Annotated in this window: 13 protein-coding genes and 4 pseudogenes; 4 read left to right on the top strand and 13 right to left on the bottom strand. The window is 33.9% G+C overall.

Translation table 11 applies throughout. The features are described from left to right. Window positions 1–12: 12 nt before the first annotated feature. From HF964_RS02920 to HF964_RS02935, 4 genes are all read right to left on the bottom strand, one after another. Window positions 13–978, bottom strand: coding sequence for an ROK family glucokinase (locus tag HF964_RS02920; RefSeq protein ID WP_168721546.1), 966 nt, complete (start codon window positions 976–978; stop codon window positions 13–15). 162 nt (window positions 979–1,140) lie between these two features. Further along, on the bottom strand, window positions 1,141–3,318 hold the full coding sequence (locus HF964_RS02925; RefSeq protein WP_168721547.1) for a heavy metal translocating P-type ATPase: 2,178 nt from the start codon (window positions 3,316–3,318) through the stop codon (window positions 1,141–1,143). Window positions 3,319–3,585: 267 nt separating this feature from the next. After that, on the bottom strand, window positions 3,586–4,764 hold the full coding sequence (locus HF964_RS02930) for a DUF3114 domain-containing protein (protein ID WP_168721548.1): 1,179 nt from the start codon (window positions 4,762–4,764) through the stop codon (window positions 3,586–3,588). Window positions 4,765–4,968: 204 nt separating this feature from the next. Continuing rightward, window positions 4,969–5,706, bottom strand: coding sequence for a helix-turn-helix domain-containing protein (locus tag HF964_RS02935; RefSeq protein WP_168721578.1), 738 nt, complete (start codon window positions 5,704–5,706; stop codon window positions 4,969–4,971). A 1,141-nt stretch (window positions 5,707–6,847) separates the two neighbouring features. On the opposite strand from HF964_RS02935, the pseudogene HF964_RS10085 reads away from it, so the two are divergent. The 3 pseudogenes from HF964_RS10085 to HF964_RS10095 all read left to right on the top strand — a co-directional run. After that, window positions 6,848–7,042: pseudogene (locus HF964_RS10085) on the top strand (transposase); the annotation flags it as partial. Between the two features lie 219 nt (window positions 7,043–7,261). Further along, window positions 7,262–7,330 (top strand): annotated as a pseudogene (locus HF964_RS10090) (hypothetical protein); the annotation flags it as partial. A 24-nt stretch (window positions 7,331–7,354) separates the two neighbouring features. Beyond that, window positions 7,355–7,457, top strand: a pseudogene (locus HF964_RS10095) (transposase); the annotation flags it as partial. Between the two features lie 181 nt (window positions 7,458–7,638). Here HF964_RS10095 and HF964_RS02950 read toward each other — a convergent pair. The 8 genes from HF964_RS02950 to secA2 form a co-directional block, all read right to left on the bottom strand. Continuing rightward, window positions 7,639–8,634, bottom strand: coding sequence for a helix-turn-helix domain-containing protein (locus tag HF964_RS02950; protein WP_168721550.1), 996 nt, complete (start codon window positions 8,632–8,634; stop codon window positions 7,639–7,641). A gap of 217 nt (window positions 8,635–8,851) precedes the next feature. Next, entirely contained in the window at window positions 8,852–9,706 is an 855-nt protein-coding gene (locus HF964_RS02955) for a hypothetical protein (RefSeq protein ID WP_168721551.1), read from the bottom strand. Continuing rightward, entirely contained in the window at window positions 9,696–11,138 is a 1,443-nt protein-coding gene (locus tag HF964_RS02960; RefSeq protein WP_168721552.1) for a glycosyltransferase, read from the bottom strand. The genes HF964_RS02955 and HF964_RS02960 overlap by 11 nt, the downstream gene beginning before the upstream one ends. Window positions 11,139–11,191: 53 nt before the next feature. Further along, window positions 11,192–12,067, bottom strand: a complete 876-nt coding sequence (gene asp3, locus HF964_RS02965) for an accessory Sec system protein Asp3 (protein ID WP_168721553.1) — start codon at window positions 12,065–12,067, stop codon at window positions 11,192–11,194. After that, window positions 12,067–13,674, bottom strand: coding sequence for an accessory Sec system protein Asp2 (gene asp2 / locus HF964_RS02970; RefSeq protein ID WP_168721554.1), 1,608 nt, complete (start codon window positions 13,672–13,674; stop codon window positions 12,067–12,069). Before asp2 ends, asp3 begins: the two co-directional genes overlap by 1 nt. Further along, window positions 13,649–15,304, bottom strand: coding sequence for an accessory Sec system protein Asp1 (gene asp1, locus HF964_RS02975; protein ID WP_276508935.1), 1,656 nt, complete (start codon window positions 15,302–15,304; stop codon window positions 13,649–13,651). Before asp1 ends, asp2 begins: the two co-directional genes overlap by 26 nt. An 11-nt stretch (window positions 15,305–15,315) precedes the next feature. After that, entirely contained in the window at window positions 15,316–16,527 is a 1,212-nt protein-coding gene (locus HF964_RS02980) for an accessory Sec system protein translocase subunit SecY2 (RefSeq protein ID WP_168721556.1), read from the bottom strand. A 10-nt stretch (window positions 16,528–16,537) separates the two neighbouring features. Continuing rightward, complete coding sequence (secA2, locus tag HF964_RS02985) at window positions 16,538–18,910, bottom strand: accessory Sec system translocase SecA2 (RefSeq protein WP_168721557.1); 2,373 nt, start codon at window positions 18,908–18,910, stop codon at window positions 16,538–16,540. A 489-nt stretch (window positions 18,911–19,399) separates the two neighbouring features. On the opposite strand from secA2, the gene HF964_RS02990 reads away from it, so the two are divergent. Continuing rightward, window positions 19,400–20,539 (top strand): ISL3 family transposase, encoded by a 1,140-nt coding sequence (locus HF964_RS02990; protein ID WP_168721558.1) that lies wholly within the window; start codon window positions 19,400–19,402, stop codon window positions 20,537–20,539. Window positions 20,540–20,703: 164 nt separating this feature from the next. On the opposite strand, the pseudogene HF964_RS02995 reads toward HF964_RS02990, so the two are convergent. Further along, window positions 20,704–21,536 (bottom strand): annotated as a pseudogene (locus HF964_RS02995) (accessory Sec-dependent LPXTG-anchored adhesin); the annotation flags it as partial.

The following is a 21,536-nucleotide window of genomic DNA, read 5'->3' on the forward strand; positions in this document are numbered from 1 at the left end:
ATTATGCTTATTCTAGTTACGAGCAAGTGATGCAGCACCAATAACACCAGCATCGTTTCCTAATTCTGCAAGCTTAACTTTCGTTGACGTACGAACAGTTGCAAATGCAAATTGTTTAAAGTTTTCTTCAATACGGTTACGTAAGAATTCACCAGCAGCAGATACACCACCACCAATAACAACTGATGAAGGGTTCAAAATATTTGAAATATTTGCTGAGGCAAAACCTAAGTAATAAGCAACTTTGTTTACTACTTCATTAGCTAAAAAATCACCATCTTTAGCTAGATCAAAAACAATCTTTGAAGTTACTTCATCACCATTATCAACTAGTGCTTTAAGTTGTGATTTACCAGCGTATTGTTCAGCAAAGTCGTGTGCTAAGTGGACAACCCCAGTTGCTGAAGCATATTGCTCAAGACAGCCATGATTTCCACAAGTACATAGGTATCCGTTAGGTTCAACAATCATGTGACCAACTTCACCACCAGCTCCGGCAACACCATGGATTAAATCCCCATTAGCGATTAAACCACCACCAACACCTGTTCCAAGTGTAATAAAGGCTACGTCTTGAGCGTTATTACCAGCACCACGCCATTGTTCACCTAAACCAGCAACGTTAGCATCATTATCAATCGTTAATGGTAAACCTGTACCAGCTTCGATTTGTGACTTAACGTTTTGTACATTTTCAGCACTCCAGTTTAAATTAAAAGCTCCTGAAACAGTTCCGTTTTCACGGTTAACAGTTCCTGGAGTTCCCATACCGATACCAATGATACGTTCTTTATCTAATTGGTAAAGGTCAAGGTGGTGGTTGATTGAATCAATAATATCAGGGACGATGTGTGATCCGTCTTCTAATACGTTTGTCTTAACACTCCACTTTTGTTGAATTTCACCTTCAGCAGTTAAAATTGCGAACTTGATAGTTGTACCACCAAGGTCCACACCAATGAGTTTGTCTTTAGCCATAATCTAAACTTTTCCTTCTCTGTAAATAAAAATGCTTGTAAGAAAATTGAAATTTTCAATACTTTTATTATCGCATGGATGAAAGCGCTTTTTCAAGTAATTTTTAATAAAACATTTTTTACCTTGAACTTTCAAACCATTTAATAAGCTGTTAACTCAATATTATTTAGTATCCTTCACCTTAATTTGAGCAGCTGTACCAGTTACTATCATTGTTAATATTGTTGCTAAGATTACACCAATCATTGGATTGATCTTTAAACCAAATGGTATCAAAATACCTATAGCTAATAATAATGCACCAATATTGTAGGTAATAACCCACCAAAAATTGCGTTTAATTTTATTATTTGCCGCCTTAACCAAAGTTAAAAGTTGCAAAATATCAATAGGATTATCATTTACACTAACTATATCAGCGGCTTGAATTGCTATGTCAGTTCCTGCACCAATAGCAATCCCTAGATCGGCTTGAGCAAGCGCTAGACTATCATTAACTCCATCACCAATCATCATTACTGCACCAGCTTGCTGATATTCACATACAAGCTGAGCTTTAGCATCTGGCTTCAATTGTGCCTTAACTTCAGGAATTGCTAAACTTTGTGCTACCCGCTTTGCCATCACCGGGTTATCACCAGTCAACATTACCGGGGTTATTCCAAGCTTTTTTAATTCACGAATAAACTTGATTGCGGAGCTTTTTACTACATCACCTTGAGCAACAATACCGACCACTTTGTTTGTTGTTACCAAGAAGCTCACAGAGTTCCCAGCATCTGCTAATTTGTCAAAGTAATTTTGGTCAAAGGTAATCCCATTTTCAATCAAATAATCAATTGCAACCAATGCAAATCGTTGATTATTAATTACCCCTGTCACACCAACCCCAGGTTGATTTTCAATTTCAGAACCTCGCATTAAACCAACTTTTTTATTTTTAGCCATAGTGATAATTCCTTGGGCTAATGGATGCGTTGATCCATTTTCAAGTGTTGCCATAATTGCTAAGATATCAGAATCACTATATTCATCTGAAATTGATTTTAGCGTTCGAATTTTAAAGTTTCCCTCAGTTAATGTCCCCGTTTTGTCCATCAAAGCATATTTAAGATTTGGTACTTTACTTAATGGTTGCAAATGTTGAACTAATAACCCACTATGTGCCGCTAAAGTCATTAACCGGTCGGTAATTATTGGTATTACTAACCTTACTGTATGTGGGCTGGCAATCACTAGTACTGACACAGCTAACGGTAAAGCATTAAAAATTCCTGTATATAACGTCCCAAAGATTAATACACTGATTGCTAAAATCATGGTCAAATAAAACACGTACTTTTCGATTTTAGCTGCCTGTATTTGTACAGAGCTTTTTTGAGCCTGTGCTTGAATTAGCATTGCCTGCATTTTGGCTATAAAACTATCATTTTCAAGATGTGTTACCTTAATTGTGATTGTTCCAATATCATTAATTGAGCCGCCAATAACTACATCATCAACTTGCTTAACAACCTGATTTACTTCACCAGTTAGCATTGACTCATTGACCGTAGTTTCACCCGCAATAATTATTCCATCTGTTGGTATTGTAGCCCCGCTTTGAATTCTTAAGTAATCACCAACTTGCAAATCAGTTATTGCAACTGTATCTATTTCACCATTATCGCCTACTCGTTGCACCTGTTGTGGTAATAATTTTGCTAAATCTTCTGTTGTAGTACCAACTTTAATCAAAGTTTGTTTTTCAAAAATTTGTCCTACAAGCATAATATCGACCAAGACTGCTAGTCCCAAGAAATACTCGCCAATAAATCCGCTTGGGTGTATGTAATTTATCACAGTTAGATAAGTACTATACATATACGTCAATGTGAGCCCAATTGTACTAAGCAACATCGTGCTAGGTTGCTTACTTTTGACTTCTCGCCACGCAGCCTTAATAAACGGTAACCCACCATATACATAAATTAATGTACTGAGTCCTAAAACTATCCATGTTTGGTATGGTATATTTTGTAGCGTGAATGGTAACGTTAGCCCAATTGGTTTAGACAATAAAATAATTGGTATCGTTAAAACAATTGAAATCACTAGCGTAAGCTTAAGGCGATTAATAACTGATTGCTGTTGTTTATGGTTATCAGCATTTAATCGTTTTTTTGCTTGAGCTTCTAATACTTGATTATTTAGGTTATCTTTTACCCGTGAAACGGTCCCCATATCTTGTATATCATCTTTTAATATATCCCCATCCAAATCTTGATCAGTTGGTTTATCACGTCTTAAATCGCTAATTAACTGTTTTAGTTGCTCATCAGTTAATTTATTTTTGGCCATGGTTTTTGTCCTCCCAAATTTTTGTATTACCTCATAATTACTGACAAAAGCATGTCCTACTAGTGCCATCGACATCTAGTTTACAATTGTAGTTTATCATTATATTTTAGCGAATTAATTATCGTTCGTAAACAAGGAAAGATAATGATTATTTTGAATAACATAATAAAAATAGTGATTCAAAAAGCATGATTAAATACTTTCTTGAATCACTATTTAATTACCTCAAACATTTTTCATACTTACAAATATTTCTAAAATTTATGACTATATATTTTCATTGCTATTTAAATAAAAACGATTAAATCCATATTCACGTTGTAATTCTAATTGGCGACACTCATGCAAATAATCTTGGTACGTACTTTGGCGACTTGCAATGGGAATTTTTTGCCATGCTAAAAAATCTTTGTGACCACCATTATTGACAATATCAACATATTGGCCACCACGATTATAATCCTTTTCGTAACGCCAAAAACTGGTTGCTTTACGCCTAATTTGTGGATCTTTTGGATGATCAATATCTAACAAGCGATGTGATCGATGCTGTGGCTGGCCATAATTAAATGACTCTGTATTAGCAACTTGTTCTAATTCAGCTAACGTATAGTGATCGGGATTACTATCGATTTTCCCATTCGACAATATTCGATAAACATTCCATTCACTTATAAATTTACCAGTATGCAAATCAACAATAAATTCAACCATTTTTGTGTGCTGTGATACTTGGACTTTCATATTTTTGGGAAAAGTAAATTCTTGATGATATCGGTTGTGATAATTTGCGCCTGTTCGATAATCTAATCCGACACCTAAAGCATGTACGTAAGCTCTTAACTTTTCGTAATCATTTTCACCATTTTGATGTCTAATAAATTCAATACACTGCCGATCAAGATAACTTCTAAAAGCATGAATTTGATAAGCTAATTCTCGTGTCTCATTAGATATAGTTAAATATGGAGCCCCTTTTGTATATATATCTAAAGAATACTTTGGAAATGCATGCTGAATAGTTTTACGCAAAATTGTTAAAAAATAACTTGTAGGTGTTAAACAAGGATCGATTTTATATGGCCCTGTTAACTGTAGAAAGTCAAATTCATCCCGATAAGCTTGTAATTGAGCTAGCATTAATTGTAACTTTTCTTTTGCACTTAAATTACTTGTTTGAAACATTTTTGTATAAACCGGCGAGCCGATTAAATAAGTCATTGCGTCGATTAAAACTTGCTGTTGGCGCTTCTTTTCAGGCGTGATAGCATACTTCTTACCTTGTTTAATATAACGACAATAAACTTTAATAGCTGCTTGATCCCATCCAATGTTAATCAATCGCTTAACCGCTTGCATCAAATTGTACCATTCTTGATCTGAAATATCTTTAGTCTGTATGATACCCACGCTATGGTATTGATGCCACTTACTCAACCATCCCATCTTGATCATTGCCCCCCTTCCAGTCAAAAGCTATTACACTAACTTTGATTATATCAAAAAGGGGGCGCTTCATAGCGGTAATTTGATTCTAAAACGGGGCTTAAAATCTCGATATACTCGGAATTTATACAAATCGGGATTTTTCAATATCGTGCACCTTTTGTAACAGCAACTCTTCTGATTGGTAAGCTATATTTCATTTAATTAATAACCACTCATTAATTCATGTTTTGATAGGTGCTCAATTCTTTTTTGAAATTTTTCTAATGATTCAGGATTATCTTGACTCATCCACGTTGACACCATTGTAGTTAATATAGTGACAAAATATTCTAATGTTAAACTATCACTTTTTTGAATTTCTAAATTATTTAGAATTATTCTTTTATACCGATTATTAATAAACTTAACCCAAATACCACTAATATAAGGTCTTGTATAAAGCAAATTTAATTCGAAATGCTTTTCATATAAAGAAGGTGCCAATTCAAATATAAAAATAGCTTTAAGATCCTTACTTTCAGCCATTTTCTCCTCAACATTTTTAACAATACTTTGATCAACACGATTGATAAACACATATATTAAATCATCAAACGTTGAAAAATGCTTTTCAATATCAATTTGACTAACATTCGCAATCTGTGATATTTTCGATAAACTTGGCTTTTTACTAGGTGAATCAACCATACTTTGACCAAACGCATCTAAAATTTTATTAATTTCATTCGAAACGCGATCTTTTGCTATATTGGCAAAAAAATAATCAATTGATAAATTATACTTCGCAATTATAGTAAACATCATATCTGCCGTCGGTTCACTTATACCTCTTTCCCATTTTGAAATTAACTGATACGAAACAAATAAATCTTGAGCTAATTCTAACTGTGTTAAATTATTAACTTTCCTCAGTAATTTAATACGTTCACCTATATTAATAACGCTGTCCCCCTATGTACTAATTATATGTTTCACATTTTTTTGAAAAAGGCAATAACATTTTAATCAAATAACTAACCTATTTGATTATATATTTTTATTTGAACAATTGATACCATAAAGTATGTTGATATGTTACTAATGTCGATATCCTTTAAATTCAATACTACTCTCTTCTGTATTGAATTTAAAAAGTTTCACTTAGCCACTAAATCATATTATATATCTTATATCAACTAATTTCCTAAAGCATGGCTTCAACGGGGGGAAGTACACCAGCCATTAGTATCAAAATAAAATTCGGGGGGATTTTATTTTGAAATTAAGAACATATTAATTTAGCTTATACAACCAAAGCTAAATTAATATGTTCTTTTATATGTAAATACGTATATACATGATTAAAAAAATATTAAAGTTCTATAATTTTTGATACTGATGGCCATGACTCTAGTCGTGGGTATCAGTATCATTTTTATTCTAATTACATTGTTTCATAAAAAAGAGTACAAAAATAGAGACAGCTGCACACCGAAATGAAAGGCCCCATCTCCATTAGTAATTATCTCAAATTTGCACTCGACTTGTAAGACCAAAAGTTAGAAAACTACCCTACATTTGGTGACAAACCAGGTACTATATATAATCATAAAACCTATATGTCATCATGTCATGAATAAAAATGGTTTTAAGAACGTTAGTATTCAACATAATCATACTTCTAGACACATGAACGTATTAAACACTAGGAAGCAAAAATACATTTATCTATCCAAAATGTAAAAAGACTGCTTTATCTACAGTTGAAGACGTTCCTCCCAACGATCATATCTCATTAATTGTAAAGCGTACCGCGGCTGGTGAATTAATTAAATACTTACTTCTAAATACATTGTCAAGAGTTATGAAGTTTCTTTCAACAGCGTTCAACGAGCAAGTACACTCTAGTTTGGTTTAATTGACTGCCACAATATACAACCTTCGATGATTTTCAATCTGACTCATTCGCTAAAGCGGGTATGAGCATTATTATTGTAAATATCTTAAGACATCGGCTATTAGACATCATTAAATTGTACTAATATTGTTTGGTTACTTTAGCCAATATAATATTTAAGCGTGTTAGGGCGTTAAAAGAGTTACTGTTGATTTATTTACATCATATCGTAAGGTAATTCATGAACTATTTCCTAACGCCGTGATTATTGCTGACCGTTTTCACTTAGTGACTCAAGCATATCAAACTTTAAATATATTGCGTATTAAAGCAATTAAACAAGTTAAAACTGATCCTCCTGAATACCCTCAATTAAAAAGATTTCATCACCTTATTTAAAAGACAGTAATGGCCTAAACTACGAGCACCATACTAAACGCATCAACTATCGCTATACCTACTTTATCGATTCAGAAATTGCTGATTGCATTCTCACTTTATCCCCCGAAGTTCGTATAGTCTATGAATTTTATCAAAATATCATCTATACTCCTAAATAGCGTGACAGCACTTATTTAGCAATATGTTCTTCACAATAACACCAACCTACCATCACAAATGACGAAAGCTCGACGTACTATTCAAAAAGTTTACATTGAAATCCTCAACAATTTTAAATATGTTTCTTCCAACGTGCCGATTGAAGGTATGAAGAATAAAATTAAAGTCATCAAACGAATGGGACGGCTTTCGTAGCTTCGAGAATTTCCTCAAACGAATTTTAATTGCATTAAATATTCATTTTTTACCATGAATTACAAAAAACGGCTATCTCGAATCTTGAGCTAGTCGCTTAACCGAATAAACGGATTTATTTAATCCTATCAATACTATTTGACTTAGAATAACAAACAATAGTTGCTTGTTATTACCTTTATTACCTTATATATTAAATATAATTATCATTAATGAGAATTAGTGTCATAAATACGAAGCTAATTTATAATTAATAAATTAGCTATAGCTATCTCATATTGTGCCAACAATTGTGTCCAATAATCATATTCAAAAGTGGACAATAATAATTTATGTTGTTCAACTAAATTTTTAGATGCCATAATTAGTTGCATTTGATCGTTCGGCCGACTGAAATTTTTCATATATTCCAGCAAATTTTTTACTAAAATGTTATCAAACGTTTCATGCCCTATTTCGTTTAGAAAGCTTTGAATTTCTTCTAATGTCTTTTTTGATGATGCTAAATCATCAGCAAAATATTGTAACATTGCGACATCCAACCAAATACCAAAAACAATTTTCAAGTCAGTCGAATGCACATACTTAAGTTGTTGTTTAATCCATGCTTTAACCAAGAAAAAATTACTATTACGACCATAACCATCTTTCTGATCAATGGTAAAATCAACGTACACAAGATATAAAATCACATCAAATAATGAAAAAGTTTCAACTTTTTCAAAGTAGTTTTCCAAGCGTTCCTGCTCGATATTCTTTGAATTATGTTGACCTTTATATTCCAAAGCGTAGTAACATAAAATTAAGCGATATATATCATCTTGTTCACCTAGCTTGCTTTGTTTCATTAATTCTTCTTCTAATATATGATTGCGCCCTTGGTTGGCAAGTTTACTATTAGTACCTGGGTATGCTGTGACCAATAAAACATCTAAAAATTCTTCAGTATGGGGTACTAACAAGCTTAAAAATTCTGAATTAGTAAGCCCAATAATTTTTTTAATACCTAACACAAACTCCAATGGTAAATCAGTTTCGTATTGCAACCAACGATAATATCTTGATCTCGATAAGTTTAATGTTCTTTCGAAGCGTTGCACTTTAATGCCTTTAGCTTTACGAATCTTTTCAACTTCATCGCGCTGAATTCCCACTGCCATTACGCTTGTCTCAGGTACTTCCAATGTTGGACATCTCTCTAATACTACGCGACTTAATCCTAACAAAGGTTTCATACAGCCTACCCCCTAAAATAACTATAAAACTGGTACAAAGTACTAGATAAGATAATTATCCCCACGATAATTGAAACAATTATTTGTACTTTATTTTTCTTTTCTACGGATTTATCAAAAACCTCCTCGCGTTCTTTATCGAAGCGATTTTGAATATCTTGATCTAAATTTAATTTCATATATATCCACCACCCTTTGGATATCTTAGTGTTACTGCTTAGTTATTGATAATTAACTTATCATGTGGCACATCTTGTGGAATTTTGTTGGCCATTTCTTCAGATAAAACCACATGTTGCACATACTCAATTTCATTTGTAAAAATTTGATAGAGATTGCCTTTTATGTGGCCAGATTCATCAATCGGATCTTCATTTAAATATAATGTATTTTGCGAATTTGTTTTCTTTAATGCCAATAATTCAATCCCCATATAATTAATACCAATTGTATCCTTTGGCCCTACTAATTTAGCTAATTGGTCTTGGTAAAATTCGGCATTATTTTCATAAGTAGCCACAAGTTGTTTTGTCTTTACATCATACACACGGATGTAATTCAAGTTACCTTGATAAAAGAAATAACGCACCGCTGCAAATTGATTTTCATCATAAAAATCAATTTCTTGGATTTCATTGCGAGTGTAAAAAAGATTGCTAAATAGGAAACCATCACTAGCATATTCCTCAATATAATCCAATTCACCTTTAGTATTCAGATAACGAACTTCTTTTACAATTCTTCGACTATTTGGATATGTGTATACTTCACCAATCGTCAAACCATCATTGATGATTGAAATGGATCCATCACGATTCATTGTAATTTCAGCTAAATCAACCGTTGGAAAATTATTAAAAAAGAAGCCCTCTTTTGAAGATTTATATTCCAACCGTTCAGTTAATTGATCAATTAAACTAGTTATTTTAATATTTTCTTGTTCTACAATTTTGCCTAAAGTTGGTGATGGAGCGAGCATCACTACCGTTCCTTGATTTTTTTCCATGCGCACTTTGCTAGTCGCCCAAATTTTATCGCCAGTATTAATAATGTTTAAAAGTTCATAGTTCATCAATTAAATCCCCCCATTTTTTAGCTAACACACTGTCTTTAAATTCAGAAACAGATCGACGTGCATTTCGCACTAGATTTGTGTAGTTAGCAGCTAACATCTTTTCACCAGCCTTAGCTAATTGTTTCACAGAATAATCGTCATTTCCACGATCAAAACTTGCTAAGAAACCATTTTCACCATCATTAATAAGTTCAAGTGCTCCAAAACGTGCATTGAAAGATAGGATTGGTAACGCTGCATTCAATGCTTCAATGTAGGTTAACCCAAACCCTTCCGAGAAAGACCCAGAAATAAAGGCATCGTATTGTGGATAAATTTCATCAACATGATTTGAATGACCTTTCAACTTAATGTAATCACCCGCTGAAAGTTCCAAGATAACTTCCTCAATTTTATTCTTAGTTTCACCTTGACCATATATATCAAGGCTAACTTTATGACCTGCTTCATGTAATTTAGCAATTGCGCGGACACATAAATCAATATGTTTCTCTTCCGCTAATCGTGAGACACTGACAAACTTAAAGATGCCATTATTTTTCTTTTGCACTTTAGCTTTTGGCTTTTTATCACGAATTCCCCCTACCGGAATCGCAACAATCTTATTCGTATCATTTGGAAAATCAACCAATAAATCTTTTCGTTGGAGTTTGGTTGCCACAACCACTCGATCAACTTTGTCCATATGCATTAACATATATTCGTAGTAGTTATTCCATAATGGATGTTTAGGATCATCGCGATCAGAAAGGTGATCAGCGTGGACCAATTCAACAATTTTAATTCCTAAATCACGCATTTTATATAAGGCAGCTTCTGATTCCTCACCACGGTCAATGATAAACGTGTTTTTACCATCATAATATGCATTTAATTGTTCAAAGAAAAACTTTTGTAATAATACTTCATTTTCAAAATACAAGTGTTGCCCTTTAAAATCAAACAAATGAATACTTTTAATTAAAAATTCACGGTGTGGTTCATTATCATATTCAAACATCACCATGCGTTTACCAGTCTGTGCATTAAAGATTTCAACGCGTGCCGTACTTACTAGTAACATATTGGTTTTTTTCGGATCTGGAAACTTAACCATATGTTCAATGATTGTTAAACCAGATGAAGTTTGACTAGTAAACATCCGATTGGTATTTGTACTATCAATTACCATATCAGATTTAACAGCTTGCTTATACAATGGTCCATAATCTAGGTATTTATCGCCATATACGAAGTATTCCCACATATTGATTACTTGGTCATTATGAAGGTTCCACGCGTCCATTGCTTCGTGCAATTCACGAATCAATTCAACAAATACATAACGATATGGAATGCCTGCTTTATCAAATAACTCCCCACGATAAAACTGAGCATGTTCAACTCCTGAATTACCGATTCCCATTGCTCTATTAATAAAGAAATTCATTATATTCCCCCTATATACATCCACCTATTAGTGGCTTGTCTGTATTTTTTTGACTATTTTAGCCATGGATTTTTTTGTAACTGATTGGCAATTTGATACAATTCTCGTTCTAATAACGATGATTCATCTAATTTCAATGCTGTATCAACTTGGTCCTTAAGGGTATGTTGCAAAGCATGATTTGTTAATCCTGAATTATTTTCAAATAAAATATGCTCCAACACAGAAAGTGACAAATGTTCATCATCTTGTACTAGTAGATGCCACCATTCTCGAATTGATTGTAAAATTTGTAAATCATTCAATTTATTAGCATCAAAATTATTTAAACGCCAAAACATTATATTTTCATCTAAGCTATTAAGTTGATATGTTTCAGTAGCCACATTTACCTGTGAAAAGATAATTTTTAATACTTTATCGTGTTCATGTAATGGCTTTATACTTACAAAATTAAATTTATCATTTACACTTATCGCTACCCGTGTTGCCACCGCGTGATCAATTAGTATAAAGTTTTTAAAATTAATTTTTTGATGTCCAATATTCATAATGCTTACTTCATAATGCGTTGCATCACTTGGATAAAAAAAACTCCCCTCTAAATCATCGAAATTTAAATGATCTATTTGTTCATTATTGGTACCGTAAAAATTGACGACCCAGTAAGCACCATTTACTGTTTGCACGTTGTAATCCATCTTTATTGTGTACTCATGTCCTTGCACCAAAATTGGCAAGGTTGGAAATGCACGATCATTTGCGAAATGTCGTTTAGAATACCAGGTCATAATTGCCAAGTTCGGTGACATCAACGGATTACTAAACTCAACACTATCTTCTAGAAATTGTATCGTTGATCCGTAATTATAACTATCGCCAAATGCTTTTTCCCAATTGATTTTATAGATTGGTTTTGTAGTCATCATCAATTAACCTCATCTTTTGAAATGCGACCGAAATCATGTTCTAAGATAAAATTATAGTGTCTAAAGAAACTCGCTACGATTCCAGAAGTATCATCATTATGTCGCCCGATAAATCCCCTGTGAATAATTTGGACATTTGGATAACGTTTTTTTAACGCTTCATATAATTGCGGAAAAGCATGTTCATCATAATCATCATTTTCCATATAAGATATGAAGAATTTAGTGTTTTTTAATACACCACGATTAAACTTAGTCCAAAAACGTTTATTCAATTTTTCAGCAGACGCTTGGCTAACTTCACCCATTATATTCATCAAAACATCTAAAGCCGTTGGAAATACTTCTGGTCGATTTATTCGTTCGTTAAGCGCTACATCACCAATATTAACTAACGGCTTCCCGACAATTACAGCGACTGGGCGAATATCAGGTGCATAATATAAGGAAGCAAACGTCCCCATCGACAATCCTGACATTACTATTTGATCATTTTTAAAACCCATACTGCGGCTGGCCTTTTTTATGAGCTCAACAACTTTGTTTTCTAAATCGGGATTTCCCATGTAAAAGGCGCCCCCTTCAAGTCTTGAATCAGCAATTAATAAAAATGGAGAACCCATTCCATGCATCATTCGTTGACCTTCAAAGCCTTCCAACGTCCGATAACCAGAAAAATAAACGTTTAATGGTGGCTTAAAATCACCTGGATTGAAGTAGTATAGGATTTCTCCTGCTACCTTTTGCGTATTGTCATTAATACTATCACCCCCCAGAATCATCTTACCGTGTGATAGGTGAGATTGACGTACATGAATTTGGCCGAGGTTAATTGTCCCTTTACCACCTTTGACATACATTGATGTCGCAAGATACACATTCCGCTCGCCCGTACCAAAAACATAACCTGAATCATTTATTTCTTTTTGCGTTATGATGTGGGTATCAATCACATCCATCGTACCTTCTTGAATTAAAAAGATTTTGAAATAAATATCATCTTCGGCAAAATCACCTTCGATGTCGTATTCTGGTAGATAGTCCCAATATGAGTTTTTTGGTAAGTAATTATTCATCTTAACCGAAAGGACTTGTGTACTTTTTTCCTGGCTAAAATCACTAGTTACGGAAATTAACACACGACCCTTACGCTGCACTACACCTGTGAATTGTGGTGCAATTTCAATATCATCAGGTGATAATCGAAAGCCATTTTGGCGGCCAAATACAACATAATTCAAAGTTTCCTTAATTGCAATTGCATCAGTAAAATCAACTGGGACTGCGGCAATTAAATTGAATAAGGCTTGTGACTCATCGCTTATATCATTATTCGTATTATAAATCAGCGTATATCGAACCAATTGCTTGTATAATTCTGGCTCTAGCTTAAATTGCTTAATATTACCTAAAGCAATCGGCACATCCCGTAACATTTTATCATCCGCCCACGCTTTAAGAATTGCACTTAATTTTTCCTGACTATACATCCCATCAAATAAGTTAATAGTTGAAAAATACACGGATTTTTTTTGATCAAAATTACTAAATTCGGCTTCATTATCACCTAAGCAAATAACCTTAACTTTTTGCTTTTCCTTTTCCATAACCAACCTCCTTCCACTTAGTAATTAGATTGGCATCACTATATGCACTGCCTAACTTAACATCGTAGACGAGCGTATCATTCCAAATATCTAATTCATAAACATACTTATCTAAGTAGTGATTAAGTTGTTTCAATGTTTGAGCGATGGCCCCATTATTTGGTTCATGTAAAAATTCAACTTTTTTTGCAAGTAATAACGGAATTCCCGTTTCAATGGCTTGCATCGCTGGGTATAAATCCATATTATTGTTCAAATCGACATAAATACGAGCTTTCAAAATTAATTGGTGCCACTTATCTTTATTTAATTTTTTTTCAAAACTTATATTATGCAAAGTCTGGACAAGCTTAACCATATTGTTGTAATCAATCGGATTTTTCTTTTCCAATTCTCGAATTGCTTTTAATAAATCGGGATTTGGTTTATTGGCTTGTTTAGCTAAGACATATTCCTCAATCAACCCTAAATCAGGATTATCATCATTGATTGCTAGCTTTGAATTCAAATATTCTTTAATGGATGTCATCATTAACTGCGTATCTGTCGAATTTTCAACCGACATAATTAATGTTAAATCAGTATCTTTTAACATTAGCTCTAAAATACTTTTAATTATTTTGATTGTTTCCGCCGCTGTTTTTTTAGTTGCATTTACCAAGATGTTAGTTTCAACCAGCGTATTACTTAACCCCAAGTCTAGTTGGATCGAATAGGGTGTAATAACCTTAATTTTTTTTAGATCAATTGCTAATTTTTGGCTCTTAATGGTTGCAATTAACTTTTTAAAGGTTTCTTGTTCTGGAATAACAACATACTTTGCTACAACTAATAATTCTCGTAATTGTTTAGTGAGAGTATCAGCAACAATGGCATTTAAAGTTGCTTGTTCTAAATAAGGTATGATTGGATATTTTAAGCTTACTTTTTGGATAAACTCAGTTGGTGTTACAGCATCAACAGTTACAATAAAAGGTTCCCGCATTGAATGGGCGTATTTATCAAATACTTCAAGTAAAATCTCTTGCAAAGTAGCATAGCTTTTGTGTTTAAACTTACTATACGCAACTGGATAAATTGTAATGCGGTTTCCCTTTTTTGTTGCGTCCTCACTTAGCATTAACTGACCTTGTTGATTGAAGTAAAAACTTTGTGCTGCTCCATTTGGTGTTGCTAAAAGATCCCGTCTTGATAAAAAGCCGCGGTCATCATAATAATCGATAACATCTTGCTTACCGTTAGCAAAATAGATTACCTGGCATAGAATTGCATCGTTATATGGCACAAGGCGTGCATATATTTGGTCCAAATAATATACATTAATTCCAAATGGTGTATATATTATTTCTGCATTTTCCGGTAACACGATATCAGCTAATGTTATTGGTTGGCCATTCTTAATTGTTATCCCCTGTAACTCATCATACAATGACCAAACCTTAGCACTATTTAGATTTTGACTTTCTAGTTGATAACGTAATACCGGTGTATAACTTGTACTTATTAATTCAAATTCTTCCTTATTATTAGTCAGTGTATTAGCTAAATTAACTACATAATCAAAATTAATATCTACCGCATTCCAGTTCCATGTGGTCATTAATCGTAGCATTGTTCTCCCCCTAGACATCTTAGTACTTATTATAGTTTGAATATTGAATAGTGCCGTCGATCCCAGATTGTCCGAACTTCTTCAATAAAAGTATCAATAATCGTAACTAAAATAATTACACTACTCATTAAAAATGATAATGGTCGTACCATTGGCACCCATAATCCCACAACCAATGGGACAACTGTGATACAAATAAAAAAAACGTTCCCAATCGCTGTCATAAATAATAAATGCTTATTCAACATTTTTTCAGTTGCATCACCAGGCAAATATTCTAATACATAATCACCAGATTCCTTTAAATCTTTGGCAATATCACTAGGCCGCACGTTAACATAGGCAAAACAACTTCCCAATAAAATCATTAAACTAGCGTAAATTAACACCCCTTGCCAACTCTCAAATGATAAAAATTTTGACAAAATCGATGGGCTACTATACTGCAACTTTGCTATGAGTAAGTATTGTGGAATTGTAAAAATTGTTAACGCGAACATTAACGGCATCGATCCAGCAGGGATTGCTTTAATTGGAATGTAAGAATTTGCAAAGTCATTATCTAACCCAGTTCGTTGAATATTGATTCTTAACTCAGAGTGATTCAAAAAGACCCCCACCCATGCTAAAACCAATACAATTATCCAACCAATAACTCCTGCCAAAAGGCCGAAATGAATTTTCTGACCACCAAAATTGTGTAAAATTGATGGTAAACTAAACAATAATCCTGGCACTATTAAGATTGTTGCCCCACCAAGTCCCTTACGTACATTCATATCAGCTAGCCAAGTAATAAACATTGCCCCGGCAATCAATACAAACACGTTAACAATTTGAATCCGCCATGTAAGAATATTGCCTGTCGTTTGAAATTGAGCTGTCATTGTTTGAAAAGTAAAGAATCCTTGGAAACATGCAAAGAATAAGGTTAATATTTTTTGATAGGTTCCGCGACGTTTTTCTGACATTCGTTTATTAATATCTTTATCAATGAGTGGTAAAAGTTGCCAAATCATCAATGACGTCATATATGGCCCAATTCCTAATGCAAAGATCGTTGGTAATGAAAGATTCCCACCAGTAACTAATGACAAGACATATGAACTAAAACTAGTTTCATATGAATTTTCAAATTGTGTAGGATCTACCCCTGGTAAAAAAACATTTTTTCCAAGCGTAAAAATAACTAATATAAAAAATGTAAATAAGCCCTTGTTAAGTAATTCGTGTTTTTTCATAAATCCCGCCTTATGGGAAGACGACATCAATAGTGCCATCTTCATTCTTAATTAAGTCAGCAAGCAATAAATTCTTTAGAATTTGTTTTAAGATTGCTTTAGTCATTAAATCAAATGATTTAATCGCTTCACGTTGATATTCAAAAAATGGATTATGTTGACCCCAATTACGGCCACTTACCACACTTTTAAGTTGTTGTAAGTGATCAACTTGTTCAATCCACATGGTATCAAGTGCTTTTAGGATAACTAAGCGTTCATAGTATATCCGTTGGCTATCATCATTGATTGATGCTAATTTATCAGCAATTGCATCTTGCAAACTTTCTTTAAAGGCCTGATAGAATTCTGATGAACGACGATTCTTTAGTGTTTCTAAAACCGCTCTTGGAATTTTAAATCCATAAGCAACATTGTTGTAGTAAAAATCTGATAGTTCTTCTTCTGTTAAGGTTTGCTTTGTTATCATGTCCAATGTCACACTTAATACAGACTGATCAATAACTTTACGATAGTCATTAGCTTCTAAGACTTTGTTACGTGTCTTGTACAGCGTATCACGTTGACTTTTTAAAACTTGATCATATTCTAGTGTCTGAAAACGTTCCATTATTTCTTGATTCTTTTGGACATTTTGGGCTTTTGTTACGGCTTTTAATGCTAGTCTGCTTTCGGAAAGCTTTTCATTTAATTTATTAGTACCACTTAATTTTTTAGCAAGCTTACTTCGAAAACGGTTTATGCGTTTGCCACCATTTTCCAAAACTAACTTATCTTCAAGCGAAACATAGAAAATACTTTCACCTGGACTCCCTTGACGGCCACTACGTCCCCGTAATTGGTTATCAACTCGCACATTGGCCATACGTTCGGTCCCAATAACCAACAATCCACCGAGTTCTTCAACCCCAGGGCCTAACTTAATATCGGTTCCCCGGCCAGCCATTGACGTTGCTACGGTAATGGCATTTTTTTGCCCGGCTAATTTAATAATACTAGCTTCCTTAGCGACACTCATTGCATTTAAGAGCGTATGTGACATACCTTCACGCAATAAAATATGGGAATATAATTCAGACATTGAAACAGAACCGGTTTCAATAAGGATAGGCCGACCAATCGCATGCGCTTCTTTAACTGCTTCTAGCGATGCAAAAATTTTTGCTTGATTACTAAGATACACCTCGTCTGGATGATCAATTCGCGCAATCGGTTTATGTGTTGGTATTTTTATAACATCCAAGCCATATGTTTCAAAAAACTCATGTTTGTCCGTACTAGCAGTCCCTGTCATCCCAGAAAGATGTTTAAACATTCTAAATAGATTTTGATATGTAACTGATGCCATGGCACGTGTTTCCAAACTTACTTCAAGATGCTCTTTTGCTTCAATTGCTTGGTGTAAACCTGCTTGTAATTTAGTTCCTGTCAATTTACGCCCATTAACTTTATCTAATAAGACAAGTTGCTGATTTTCAACAACATAATCTCGATTCAATAAAAATAAATAATTTGCTCGTAAAGCTAACAACAGATGCCGATAGACACTGGTCCATTCTGCCCCTAACAAATTCGTTATACCCAACTTTTCTTCGATATGCTCAATACCAGATGTTGTAAACCATATTCGTTTTAAATCATCTGATTGTTCAAAATCAATATCTTTTTGCAAACTTTGAATCATCCGGTCACTAGAAGTATACAAATTTGATTGCACCCGTGGTGCCCCAGAAATTAGCAATGGGGTTTGTGCCATATCCAATAAAACGGCATCAATTTCATCAATTAAAGCAAAATTAAACTCTTTTATATACTGTTCTTCAGTATCAGAGGCTAAATTATCAAATAGATAATCAAATCCTAGTGCACTATTAGTGGTATAAACAATATCTGCTTGATAGATTTTTTCTTTATCACGGGCGGATTCCTCAAATTCACTCGTTGCAACTCCAACATCAACAGTTAAGCCAAGCCATGAGTATACTCGGCCAATATCTTTACCATCTCGAAGTGCTAAATAAGTATTTGATGTAATCAAAAAATTCCCTGGGCCAGTTAAACCATAAAGATACATGGTCATCGTAGCTGTAAGTGTTTTACCTTCCCCAGTCTTCATTTCAGCAACATTATTAAAATATAATGCTACTGCTCCCACAATTTGATTGAAATAAGGTTCCATACCCAAAACCCGACGATCAGCTTCACAAACTGTTGCAAACGCTGGAATTAATAAATCATCCAAGTTTTTACCGCTTGCTAAGTCCTTTCGCATAATTGTAGTTTGTTGCTTTAATTCATCATCACTCATTTTTTGATAGCGTGGTGCTTGATCAACAATTTTTCGCGCAATGGAAAAATAATGTTTTTCATTCTTCGCTTTCATATCTCCCCCCAAATACAATTCGCATATGTACGTGTTTTAATATACTCAATTATCTTAAATTTGTAAAAAGATAAGCCTCAATAAGTATTATTTTATATATATCGTATAAATTTTAACATTTTATATTATATAACTATAATAAAATTAATAATGATATTGTTAAATATATCAAAAAAACGGTTCTATAATTTTTGGTACTGATGGCCATGACTTAAGTCATGGGTGTCAGTACCATTTTTTATTCTAATTGCATTGTTTTGTAAAAAAGAGTACAAAAATAGAGATAGCTGCACACCTAACAACGAAATGAAAGGACCTATCTCCATGAATAATTATCTCAAATTAGTGTTCGACTTAAAAGACCCAAATTTAGAAATTGATCCCAAATTTAGTGATGAACCAGACATTGTATATATAAATAAGCGTAGAACATTTATATGGCACTTCATAACTTCACCAATTATGAAGTATCCAACATGTCATTGCGTTATGAATAAGAATGGATTTAAAGCTGTTAGTATTCTCCATAATCATACTTCTGAACACGTTAATGTATTAAACATTAGAAAGCAAAAATACATTTGTCCAAAATGTAAAAAGACCTCTTTAGCTGCAGTTGAAGACGTTCGTCCCAACGATCATATCTCATTAGCTGTAAAGCGTGCCGTAGCTGTTGAATTGACTGAAACACTCACTGCTAAATATATTGCCAAGACTTATAACGTTTCTTTCAACAGCATTCAACGGGCAAGCAAACTCTGGTTTCAAACGAATCAATCACGATTTAGTTGGCTTCCTCAACATATCGCATTCGATGACTTTAAATCTGGTTCATTCGCTAAAGCGGGCATGAGTGTTATTGTTGTCGATATCTTAAGGCATCGGCTATTAGATGTCATTAAAGACCGAACTAATATTGTTGGTTATTTTAGCCAATATAATATCGAAGCCCGTCGGGCCGTTAAGACAGTCACTGTTGATTTATTTACACCGTATCGTAAGGCAATCCATGAACTGTTTCCTAAGGCCGTAATTATCGCTGACCGTTTTCACGTAGTAACTCAGGCATACCAAGCTTTAAACACATTGCGCATTAAAGTAATGAAACAATTTAAAACTGATTCTCCTGAATACCGTCAGTTAAAAAGATTCCATCGCTTAATTTTAAAAGACAGCAATGACTTAAATTACGAAACCCGTACTAAACGTATCAACTATCGCTATGCCTACCTTAGCGATTCAGAAGTTGTTGATCGCATTCTCGCTTTATCACCCGAACTTCGTGTAGCCTATGAATTTTATCAAGATATCATCTACGCCCTTAAACAACGTGCCGGTGCTTATTTAGCAAATGTTCTTCACGATGACACCAACTTACCACCACAAATGATGAAAGCTCGCCGGGCCATCCAAAAAGTTTACACCGAAATCCTCAACAGTTTTAAATACGATTTTTCCAACGGGCCGGTTGAAGGTATGAATAATAAAATTAAAGTCATTAAAAGAATCGGCTATGATTTTCGTAACTTCGAGAATTTCCGCCAACGAATTTTAATCGCATTTAAAAATTCATTTTTCGCTATGAATTACAAAAAAGCGACCAGCTCGAATCTCGAGCTAGTCGCTTAACCGAATAAACGAATTTATTCAATTTTTAAGTTCATCAGTATCATTTGCACTTAGAACCAAAAAAACGATTATCTCTTATTGAGATAATCGTTTTTTGTAGTGCGATAATTCATTTGTATTTGCTTAAATGAAATTATCTAAATAATTTAGTACCAATCAATAAATTATTTGGCTTCACGGTTTTTCTTAAAGAATTTCGCTAAACCGTACAATCCGATTGCATTCAAGGCTACACCTACACCAGTTAAGGTTGCACTTTCAGATCCTGATTCGTCTGTTTTAGGCAATGTAGTTGTTACACTAGCAGCTGCATTAGTTGTTACAGTAGCTGTTGTATTTTGACCATTGCTACTGTTGCTATTAATAACTACAGGTGTAGCAGTTTGACTAGTTGAATCAGTGTTTGATGCTGATTCTGAAGTACTTGGTGTTGATGCACCACCTTCTGGTACTTCGTTACTTGCAGACGCAGAAGTACTCATTGAAGTTGAGTCACTTGTAGATGCTGAATTTGAACTTGATGTTGATTCTGATTCAGATACTGAAGTACTCATTGAAGTTGACTTAGCGTCTGATGCACTTGCTGATTCTGAATCTTTAATTGATTCTGATGTTGATGCGTTCTTAGAATCAATTGTTGATTCTGACTTACTTTGTGATGTAACTTCTGAAGCACTTGTTGACGCTGAATCTGATTCTGAAGTACTTGGTGTTGATGCACCACCTTCTGGTACTTCGTTACTTGCAGACGCAGAAGTACTCATTGAAGTTGAGTCACTTGTAGATGCTGAATTTGAACTTGATGTTGATTCTGAGTCAGATACTGAAGTGCTCATTGAAGTTGACTTAACTTCTGAAGTACTTGTTGACGCTGAATCTGAATCGACTGTTGATGTTGATTCTGAGTCAGATACTGAAGTGCTCATTGAAGTTGACTTAACTTCTGAAGTACTTGTTGACGCTGAATCTGAATCGACTGTTGATGTTGATTCTGAGT

The organism is Periweissella fabalis (assembly GCF_012396505.1).
Classification (GTDB): Bacteria; Bacillota; Bacilli; order Lactobacillales; family Lactobacillaceae; genus Periweissella; species Periweissella fabalis.

Excerpts from the sequence above, each read along its gene's own strand:
- HF964_RS02960 (WP_168721552.1), bottom strand. The coding sequence starts at position 11,138 with ATGAATTTCTTTATTAATAGAGCAATGGGAATCGGTAATTCAGGAGTT.
- HF964_RS02950 (WP_168721550.1), bottom strand. The coding sequence starts at position 8,634 with ATGAAACCTTTGTTAGGATTAAGTCGCGTAGTATTAGAGAGATGTCCA.
- HF964_RS02990 (WP_168721558.1), top strand. The coding sequence starts at position 19,400 with ATGAATAAGAATGGATTTAAAGCTGTTAGTATTCTCCATAATCATACT.
- HF964_RS02955 (WP_168721551.1), bottom strand. The coding sequence starts at position 9,706 with ATGAACTATGAACTTTTAAACATTATTAATACTGGCGATAAAATTTGG.
- HF964_RS02930 (WP_168721548.1), bottom strand. The coding sequence starts at position 4,764 with ATGGGATGGTTGAGTAAGTGGCATCAATACCATAGCGTGGGTATCATA.
- HF964_RS02920 (WP_168721546.1), bottom strand. The coding sequence starts at position 978 with ATGGCTAAAGACAAACTCATTGGTGTGGACCTTGGTGGTACAACTATC.
- asp3 (WP_168721553.1), bottom strand. The coding sequence starts at position 12,067 with ATGATGACTACAAAACCAATCTATAAAATCAATTGGGAAAAAGCATTT.
- HF964_RS02925 (WP_168721547.1), bottom strand. The coding sequence starts at position 3,318 with ATGGCCAAAAATAAATTAACTGATGAGCAACTAAAACAGTTAATTAGC.
- asp2 (WP_168721554.1), bottom strand. The coding sequence starts at position 13,674 with ATGGAAAAGGAAAAGCAAAAAGTTAAGGTTATTTGCTTAGGTGATAAT.
- asp1 (WP_276508935.1), bottom strand. The coding sequence starts at position 15,304 with ATGTCTAGGGGGAGAACAATGCTACGATTAATGACCACATGGAACTGG.
- HF964_RS02980 (WP_168721556.1), bottom strand. The coding sequence starts at position 16,527 with ATGAAAAAACACGAATTACTTAACAAGGGCTTATTTACATTTTTTATA.
- secA2 (WP_168721557.1), bottom strand. The coding sequence starts at position 18,910 with ATGAAAGCGAAGAATGAAAAACATTATTTTTCCATTGCGCGAAAAATT.